Consider the following 8,089-nt stretch of genomic DNA (forward strand, 5'->3'; position numbering starts at 1 on the left):
CGGGGCCGCCGCCGGGGCCGCGGCTCTGACTGGCGGGGCCGCCAACGCGGCCACCGACGAGGCCCGCGCCTATTACGCCGACCCCGAGACACCGAGCCTGCCGCAGATCGACATGGAGATCGACCCCGGGCGCACCGCGCTCGTCGTCACTGATCCGCAGATCGACTTTCTGTCCGAGGATGGCGTCACCTGGGGCGTCGTCGGTGAAAGCGTGACCGAGCAGGGCACAGTGGACAATATCGAGCGCCTCTTCGCCGCCGCCAAGGCGGCCGGCATGCCGGTCTTCATATCGCCCCACTACTACTATCCGCACGACCATGACTGGCACTTCGAGGGCACGCTGGAAAAGACGATGCACTCGATCGGCATGTTCGACCGTCTCGGCCCGCTCAACCTCGACAACTTTGAAGGCTCTGGCGCCGACTGGATGCCGCAATACAAGAAGTACATCGAGGACGGCGAAACCATCGTCTGTTCGCCGCACAAGGTCTACAGCCCGGCGCAGAACGACCTGAACCTGCAGATGCGCAAGCGTGGCATCGACAAGGTCATTTTGGCGGGCATGTCCGCCAACCTCTGCACGCAGGCGCATCTCTACGAGTTGTTGGAGCTTGGCTACGAAGTGGCCGTCGTCCGCGATGCCACGGCGGGGGCCAAGGTGCCCGAGGGCGATGGATACCTCGCCGCAATCATCAATTTCCGCATGGTCGCCAACGGCGTGTGGTGGACGGACGATGCCGTGAAACGCATCGCCGCCGCAAGCTGAGCTTTCTTCCCCATACCCAATCAATCAACCAAGAAGGAGACGTCCAATGAAACCCCAACTCAACAAGGACATCGCGAACTGGGCAACCATCCTCACGGTCGCCTCGGCTGCCACGCTCACCCTTGCGACATGGGCTTATGCCGCCGACGAATACAACGTCGTCAACGGCACTACCCTCGCCGGGCAACCGCTGGGCCTGCACGGGGTCGACCCGGTGTCGATGTTCGGCGACCAGGGGCCGTTGACCGGCGACGCCTCACTCACCGCGAGCCATGACGGCATCGACTACTACTTCGCCTCTGCGGCGGCAAAGCAGGCGTTCGAGGCGAGCCCGACACGCTACCTGCCGCAATTCGGAGGCTTCTGTGCGTTTGGCGTCTTCGTCGGAAAGAAACTGGATGGTGATGTCCGCTATGCCGATATCGTCGAGGGCAAGCTCTATCTTTTCGTGAACGCCGCGATTCTGGCGAAATACCGCGAAGAACCGGAGGCGGTTATCGCGGGGGCCAACGCCAAGTGGCCCGGTATCGTGAACTCCCCCGTGAGCGATCTCTGATCCAGAATTTCGGAAATGGGGGGCGGTTCGCACAGATGCCCGGGTCGCCCGCCTCTTTCATGGCAACCGGCGCGAAATAAATCGCCCCCACCCACAGGAGAAAACCATGACTACCCTGCTTCGCATCGACGCCAGCGCCCAACAGCAAGACCGTTCCCTGACGCGCATGCTGACAACGCTGTTCACGACCGAATTATTGAATACTAATCCGCACGCAAAGGTGATTACCCGCGATATCGGGCAGGACCCGGTTCCGGCAATCGATCACCGCTTTATTCACGCGGCCTTTACCCCGCCCGAGGCACGCGAGGACTGGATGGCCGACCGGCTGGCACTTTCCGATGCGCTGATCGACGAGGTTGTGGCTGCGGATATCATAGTACTGGGTGCTCCGATGTACAATTACGGGATGCCTGCCGCTTTGAAAGGCTGGATTGATCACGTTGCACGGATCGGCCGGACTTTCTCTTTTGATCTGGCGCGCGGCGATTTCCCGATCGAACCGATCCTGAAGGACAAGCAACTCGTCGTGCTGTCGTCGCGTGGCGAGTTCGGATTTGAACCCGGCGGGCCGCGGGCGCACATGAACGCACTGGACCCCGCCATTGCCGCCTGCGCTCATTACTTCGGCGTCGACAGCGCGAATATCCAGACGGTTGCCATAGAATATCAAGAGTTCAAGGACGCACGGCATGACCGTTCGGTCATCGCAGCGAAAGAGGCGACGCGCGCACTGGCACAACAGTTTGGCAGGGCTACCAAACAAACGATTTCTCACCTGACTGACCAATCCAAAAACAAGGACAAAACAATGAAAGACTTTCCTACGCACACGATGGAGTCCGCTCCCGCAGACGCAAAACCAATCCTCCAGGCCGCCCTGAAAGGTTATGGTTTCGTACCTAACCTCTACGCCACCATGGCCGAAGCCCCTACCATCCTTGAGGGGTACACAACGCTTTCCAACATTTTCGGCAAAACAGATCTGTCAGAAACCGAACGCCAGATCATCCTGATGACCAACAATCGGCTGAACGGCTGCAAATACTGTATGGCCGCCCATACAACACTGTCACAGATGAGCGGGGTTCCTGAGGACGTCATCATGGCGCTGCGGAATGATACACCCATCGCGGACAGCAAGCTGGAGGCCCTGCGCCAGTTCGCAATCATAGTCAACGAAAGCCGTGGGTGGCCCGCCGACGATCAGATCGGGACCTTTCTGAAGGCAGGATACACACCGCAAACCATCCTCGAAGTCATTCTCGGCACAGCGCTGAAAACCTTGTCGAACTACACGAACCATGTCGCTGAAACCGATCTCGACCCGGCTTTCGCAGCGAATGTGTGGACCTATTCCACGGCCCAGGCAGCGGAATAGGCGCCGAAGGCCAACCATATACCCACCAAATGAAACGTGGCAGCGGCAGCCGACGAGTGCCGCTGTCTCCCCGGATAATCACGAGATAGACGAAGAAGACTGCTCTTGAATGGCAGCATCAGAAAATTCCGGACCTTCGTACATGTTGCAGTACGAGGTCGGCTTACGGCTGATAGTAGCCTGACTATGCAACCCGGCCCCAAGGGGACTCCCCACCGGATCAAGAGCCCAAGAACGCCGCGCGTCGTTCCAGGAGCGCGTCGCACAGGTAATCGACGAAGAGCCGGACCCGGCGCACCCGGCGCAGCTCGCCGTGCAGGAGAACCCAGGTCGCGCGACGCTGGTCGAGTTCGGTGCCCGGAACGCGTTGCAGCTCGGGGAAGACCGACGTGACCCAGGTCGCAAGGAACGTCATCCCCGCGCCCGCGCGGACAAGGTGCAGGTGCATTTCCGGGTCGGGCACAGAGTGGCGGACCCGCGCCTCGGGGAAGGCCGAGGCCGCGATCATGGCCGCAAGCTCGGGCACGTCGCCATATCCGATCCAGCTCAACCCTTGCCCCTTGCGGCCCGCCCCCGGCAGCGCGCGGTCGATGTAGTCGCGCGAGGCCACCACGCCGATGGACAAGGGAAAGAGTTTCCGGCCGACCGCATCGTCCTCGATCTCGGCGGCGTGGCGAATCGAGACATCGGTCTCATTCCGGGCAATCGAGTCCAGTGTGTAGGCAAGACGCAATTCGATCTCGATCTCGGGATAAAGCGCGGCGAATTCGGCCAGAACCGGGGCCAGCAGGTAATGCGCTGTCATCGGGTCGGCCGACAGGCGGATGCGGCCGGATGCCTCGCGGTCGAGCCCTTGCACCGCGTTGAACCCCTTGAGCAGTGCTGCCTCGGCGTCAAGCGCTTGCGGCAGCAGGCGTTGCCCGGCAGCGGTCAGGGACAAGCCATCTGCGCCCCGCCGGAAGAGCTGGGTGCCCAACTGCGCCTCGAGCGCCTCGACCTGGCGACGGAGAGTTGGGTGGGTGCCATCCAACTGCTCCGCCGCGGCTCGAAGCGAGCCGGCACGCGCAACAGCCAGAAAGGCCGGAAGGGATTTCCAATCCATGACCACCCGGATCGTTTGTGAACCACTGTGGTCCACCTTAGTCACTCCCCGGAGCAAAAAGAAACCTGTATTCCCTTTGGCACGCCTAGAGAGACCGAGGAGGTTCCCAATGACTGCGACGCGCACCGCCTGGCACATTCCGCGCTACGGCCGACCCGAAACCCTGACGCCCGTCACGCTCCCCATGCCGCAGCCCGGCCCGACCGAGGTGCTGATCCGTATCCGTGCCTCTGCCGTGACGCGGGCCGACGGCATGATGCGCAAGGGCGAGCCGCTGTTTGCGCGCCCGTTCCTTGGCCTGCGGCGTCCACGCAACGGGCTGTCCGGCACAGGCCTGTCGGGCGAGGTGATCGCGGTCGGCGACAAGGTCAGCCGCTTTGCGCCGGGCGATATGGTCTTTGGCGAGGCCGGGATGCGCTTCGGCGCCAATGCGAGCCACATCTGCCTCGACGAGGACGGGGTTCTGATGCCAAAGCCGAAAGCGCTGTCGCATCAGGATGCGGCGACACTGTGTGACGGCGTGCTGACCTCCTGGCATTTCTTGCGGAATCTCGGCCAGGTCCAAAGCGGCGACCGCGTCCTGATCTTGGGCGGGGCCGGCAGCCTCGGCAGCGCAGCGGTGCAAATCGCCGTCAACATGGGCGCAGAGGTGACGGCCACCTGCAGCGCGCGCAACGCCGATCTTGTCGTATCCCTTGGGGCCACCCACGCGATCGACTACGCAAGGGAAGAGGCCTTGCGGCCCGGTGCCGCCTATGACGTGATCTTTGACACGCTGGGCGTCGCGTCTTTCTCGGCCGCGAAGCCTGCGCTGGCCGAGGCGGGGCGTTACCTCTGCCCGGTGCTGACGCTGGGGCGTTTGCCCGCGATCCTGCTCTCGCGCCTTGTGGGCCGGAAACGCGCCCTGTTCGCGGCCGCAGGCCTGGAAAAGCCGCAGCGCCTGCGGGCCATGCTGTCCGAGATCCTGACCCAGATTGACCAAGACCGTCTCTCCCCGGTCATGGACCGGGTCTACCCGCTGTCCGACCTCGTCGAGGCGCACGCCTATGTCGAAGCCGGGCACAAGCGCGGCAATGTCGTCGTGATGTGATAGGCTCGCAAAAAGCCAGCACCAGAACCGTCAATTCTATCGGAGATACTATTGTGAAAATGAACTACTTCGTCGTCGGAACGAACGACATGCACGCATCTCAGGCCTTCTACGACGCTTTTTTCGAAGGCGCTGGTCTACAGAGCATGACGCCCTCGGACCGGATGACCTATTGGCTTGGCGAGGGTTTTGCCTTCGCCGTTGCGATACCCTTCGACGAAAAGCCGGCGACCAACGGGAATGGCACGATGGTGGGCTTCTGCGTGGGCACAAGGGAAGACGTCGAAAGGATGCACAGTCTGGCGCTGGAGCTTGGCGGCACCTGCGAAGGCGTGCCCACTCAGCGTGGGCCGAAATTCTCGGCCTATGTGAGAGACCTTGACGGCAACAAGCTGTGCTTATCTGACTGAGCGAAACGGCGTAGAATGAGGTTGCAGTTACTCAACTGTGAAGGATGGCCCGAACCTTTCTGGGCCTCGTGGCCATCCTGCGTTTCTTTCCAGGGGAAAAAATGCTTGAGACTTCCGCGAGATGAACGCGCCTTGAACTGAAAGGAAGGCCATGCCTCGATTGAACACCAAGACCTGCATCGTCACTGGCGCGGGGCGCGGCATTGGCACCGCGATCGCAAGGGCCTTTGCCCGCGAGGGCGCGACCGTCATGGTGACCGACAAGGATGCAGATAGCGCCGCCGACGTGGCCCGCGAGGTTGGTGGGCAGGCGCTGCGCCTCGACGTGTCCTCCGAGAAGGACTGGGAGGCCCTGGCAGAGGTTTGGCCCGAATGCGATGTAGTGGTGAACAACGCAGGCATCACCGGATTTGACGAGGCCATGCGTGCCCACGATCCGGAGACTGCCAGCCTCGAGGACTGGCGCGCGGTGCATGCGGTCAATCTGGACGGGACCTTTCTCGGATGCCGTTACGCGATCCGCGCGATGCGCCCCAGAGGCGCGGGGTCGATCATCAATATCTCATCCCGCTCGGGGCTCGTAGGCATCCCGGCCGCGGCAGCCTATGCGTCGTCCAAGGCCGCGGTGCGCAATCACACGAAGTCGGTCGCTCTTTACTGCGCCGAACAGGGGCTCAATATCCGTTGCAACTCGATCCACCCGGCCGCCGTACTGACCCCGATGTGGGAGCCTATGCTGGGCACCGGCCCCGACCGCGCGGCGCGCATGGCGGCTTTGGTCGCGGACACCCCGCTGCGCCGGTTCGGCGAGCCCGACGAGGTCGCGGCGCTTGCGGTCATGCTGGCCTCGGATGAGGCGGCCTACATGACCGGGGCCGAGCTTAACATCGACGGAGGCCTGCTCGCCGGATCGGCAGCGGCGCCCAAGACAGATTGATATGTTGCCGGCCTTGATCTTGGCCGAAAGTCCTCTCCGGAGCGGCTGCGCCGCAGCAGTGGACGTCTTGGCGAAAGTCCGCTCTGGGAAAGTCCCAGCCCATCGCCCTATGACCGGCCTCAAACCTCCTCGGACCCGAGTATACGCGTTTTGATCCGTTTGTAGCCGTATCCAATATGGGTGCGCTGGATGTATCCGATGGCCTCTGCGTCGTCATGCTCCAGTGCGGTGGCGACATCGAGCAATTCCGCCTGCAGTGCCTGCGCGGCATCTGCCCCCAAGAGGGTGCCTACGCGGTGCCAGGTGCTGGCCGCCTGGTAGTAGGTCTGCCACCAGAACGCCCGCAGCGTTTCGTTGCCGATCAGGCTGGCGATCAGTTCGTGCAGGTCATGGTTGACCTCGACATATCGGCGGACGTCGAAGTGCCCGCTCAAGGCGTGTGCGGTTGCCAGCATCGCCTTGACCGACTGTCGGTGCCGATCGGTGATGGCATTCGGCGATACGCGGCCGATGAGCCCCGCCAGTTCCAACCGCATGTCATAGACATGGCGGATCTGCGTATCCGTCAGGGCGACAACCACAGTGCCGACGCCGTTTCGGGTCTCGACCAGGCCCAGATGGCTGATCCGGCTGAGCGCGTCGCGCACCGGGGTGCGGCTGACACCGAATTCGGTGGCCAGTTCAGCCTCCTTCAACTGGTCCCCCGGCTTGTAGTCGAGAAAGCAGATGCGCCGAAGGATTTCGGCCTGAATGGTCTCGACCGTGGTTTTCGGCGCATCGGGATTGGTTGACATTATTTGCGGCTCCTTGCCAATGCTGCATACATGATAGGCAGCTTTCTGGCAATATGTCGCAAACGAGCTTGCCAAAATGGCATGGCTGCATACAGCTAATGCAATTAGCCGACTCTCACCGTCCAATCAAAGGATTGCATCATGCTCGATCAGGCACGCACCCGCACCCGGGATCTTCAGGCCCGCATGAGGGATCTCGGCATTCGCCGGACGGTTCTCACCGACGAAAGCTCTATCGCCTATCTGGCCGGGTTCTGGGGCTATCTGGGGATCGACTTCGGCCGCCCCACGATGCTGGTGGTCAATGCCGAAGACGCCCCCATCGTTATCACGCCGCTGATGGAGTCCGAGATGGTGGCCGCCATGACTTGGGTCGAGGATGTGCGCACCTGGGAGGATGTGGGCCAGAACAGCTGGGGCCGCGCGCTCGCCGGGGCCTTGGGTGAGGTGCCCGAGGCGATTTGGGTCGAGCGTGGCTCGATCCCAGCGATTGTGCGGAATTTTCTCGATGACAGCTATCCCGGCGTGCCGATCAAGGACATCTCACCCGTGCTTGGTGCGCTGCGCATGATCAAGACACCGTTCGAGATCGAAGTGATGAAACAGGCCGGCCAGATCGCGAGCGCGATGATGGCCGCTGCCCATGGCGGCCTGCGGGAGGGCCTGCCAGAGTACGAAAGCGCGCTGGCGGTGATCGAGGCGGGCTCGCGCAAGGCGGCAGACTTCCTGACCGATACCGGGTGGGAACGGTTTGTCTCGCCGATGATCCACAACCTTCAGATCCTGCAAAGCGGACGCGACACATCGATGGTGCATCGGCGCGCCTCTGTGCGGCGGTATCAGCGCGCCGATCCGGTCTATTTCTGCTTCTGCAACATGGCGCAGTTCAAGCAATACAAGCTGGGCTTTGATCGCATGTTCCATATTGTCTGACGTCAGCACCTATGGGACAGATTTGAGATTTTCGTAACGGAGATGCGGTCATCGGGCCGATTCGCCACCATTATCGTGGTGGTTTTCGGCAAAGAGGAGATGACCATGGCGTATTACATA

At 62.1% G+C, this 8,089-nt stretch carries 9 protein-coding genes; 7 read left to right on the forward strand and 2 right to left on the reverse strand.

All coding sequences use genetic code 11. The features are described 5' to 3' along the window. Nucleotides 1-112 precede the first annotated feature (112 nt). From Q0X85_RS00595 to Q0X85_RS00605, 3 genes are all read left to right on the forward strand, one after another. Nucleotides 113-766 (forward strand): cysteine hydrolase, encoded by a 654-nt coding sequence (locus tag Q0X85_RS00595; protein WP_297767617.1) that lies wholly within the window; start codon nucleotides 113-115, stop codon nucleotides 764-766. Between the two features lie 46 nt (nucleotides 767-812). Next, nucleotides 813-1,322 carry a YHS domain-containing (seleno)protein gene (locus Q0X85_RS00600; RefSeq protein WP_297767602.1) on the forward strand — a complete coding sequence of 170 codons (510 nt, stop codon included), beginning with the start codon at nucleotides 813-815 and terminating at the stop codon, nucleotides 1,320-1,322. A 106-nt stretch (nucleotides 1,323-1,428) separates the two neighbouring features. Then, nucleotides 1,429-2,703 carry an NAD(P)H-dependent oxidoreductase gene (locus tag Q0X85_RS00605; protein WP_297767604.1) on the forward strand — a complete coding sequence of 425 codons (1,275 nt, stop codon included), beginning with the start codon at nucleotides 1,429-1,431 and terminating at the stop codon, nucleotides 2,701-2,703. Nucleotides 2,704-2,923: 220 nt separating this feature from the next. Here Q0X85_RS00605 and Q0X85_RS00610 read toward each other — a convergent pair whose 3' ends face one another. Further along, nucleotides 2,924-3,841: a LysR family transcriptional regulator gene (locus Q0X85_RS00610; protein ID WP_297767606.1), complete on the reverse strand. Its 918-nt coding sequence runs from the start codon at nucleotides 3,839-3,841 to the stop codon at nucleotides 2,924-2,926. 73 nt (nucleotides 3,842-3,914) lie between these two features. On the opposite strand from Q0X85_RS00610, the gene Q0X85_RS00615 reads away from it, so the two are divergent. The 3 genes from Q0X85_RS00615 (at nucleotide 3,915) to Q0X85_RS00625 (ending at nucleotide 6,242) form a co-directional block, all read left to right on the forward strand. After that, nucleotides 3,915-4,895, forward strand: coding sequence for an NAD(P)-dependent alcohol dehydrogenase (locus Q0X85_RS00615; RefSeq protein ID WP_297767607.1), 981 nt, complete (start codon nucleotides 3,915-3,917; stop codon nucleotides 4,893-4,895). Nucleotides 4,896-4,954: 59 nt separating this feature from the next. Further along, nucleotides 4,955-5,305: a VOC family protein gene (locus Q0X85_RS00620; RefSeq protein ID WP_297767610.1), complete on the forward strand. Its 351-nt coding sequence runs from the start codon at nucleotides 4,955-4,957 to the stop codon at nucleotides 5,303-5,305. 151 nt (nucleotides 5,306-5,456) lie between these two features. After that, the gene (locus Q0X85_RS00625; RefSeq protein WP_297767612.1) at nucleotides 5,457-6,242 is read left to right on the forward strand and encodes an SDR family oxidoreductase; all 786 of its coding nucleotides are present in this window, start codon (nucleotides 5,457-5,459) and stop codon (nucleotides 6,240-6,242) included. A gap of 119 nt (nucleotides 6,243-6,361) precedes the next feature. Here Q0X85_RS00625 and Q0X85_RS00630 read toward each other — a convergent pair whose 3' ends face one another. After that, a complete protein-coding gene (locus Q0X85_RS00630) occupies nucleotides 6,362-7,036 on the reverse strand; it encodes a GntR family transcriptional regulator (protein ID WP_297767614.1) in 675 nt (224 codons plus the stop codon). Nucleotides 7,037-7,177: 141 nt separating this feature from the next. On the opposite strand from Q0X85_RS00630, the gene Q0X85_RS00635 reads away from it, so the two are divergent. Further along, on the forward strand, nucleotides 7,178-7,969 hold the full coding sequence (locus tag Q0X85_RS00635; RefSeq protein ID WP_297767616.1) for an aminopeptidase P family N-terminal domain-containing protein: 792 nt from the start codon (nucleotides 7,178-7,180) through the stop codon (nucleotides 7,967-7,969). Nucleotides 7,970-8,089: the final 120 nt, after the last annotated feature.

Origin of the sequence: uncultured Roseovarius sp. (assembly GCF_947259555.1) — a bacterium.
Lineage (GTDB): Bacteria > Pseudomonadota > Alphaproteobacteria > Rhodobacterales > Rhodobacteraceae > Roseovarius.

Coding starts and splice junctions, on each gene's coding strand:
- Q0X85_RS00595 (WP_297767617.1), top strand. CDS start 113: ATGGAGATCGACCCCGGGCGCACCGCGCTCGTCGTCACTGATCCGCAG.
- Q0X85_RS00600 (WP_297767602.1), top strand. CDS start 813: ATGAAACCCCAACTCAACAAGGACATCGCGAACTGGGCAACCATCCTC.
- Q0X85_RS00605 (WP_297767604.1), top strand. CDS start 1,429: ATGACTACCCTGCTTCGCATCGACGCCAGCGCCCAACAGCAAGACCGT.
- Q0X85_RS00615 (WP_297767607.1), top strand. CDS start 3,915: ATGACTGCGACGCGCACCGCCTGGCACATTCCGCGCTACGGCCGACCC.
- Q0X85_RS00620 (WP_297767610.1), top strand. CDS start 4,955: ATGAACTACTTCGTCGTCGGAACGAACGACATGCACGCATCTCAGGCC.
- Q0X85_RS00625 (WP_297767612.1), top strand. CDS start 5,457: ATGCCTCGATTGAACACCAAGACCTGCATCGTCACTGGCGCGGGGCGC.
- Q0X85_RS00630 (WP_297767614.1), bottom strand. CDS start 7,036: ATGTCAACCAATCCCGATGCGCCGAAAACCACGGTCGAGACCATTCAG.
- Q0X85_RS00635 (WP_297767616.1), top strand. CDS start 7,178: ATGCTCGATCAGGCACGCACCCGCACCCGGGATCTTCAGGCCCGCATG.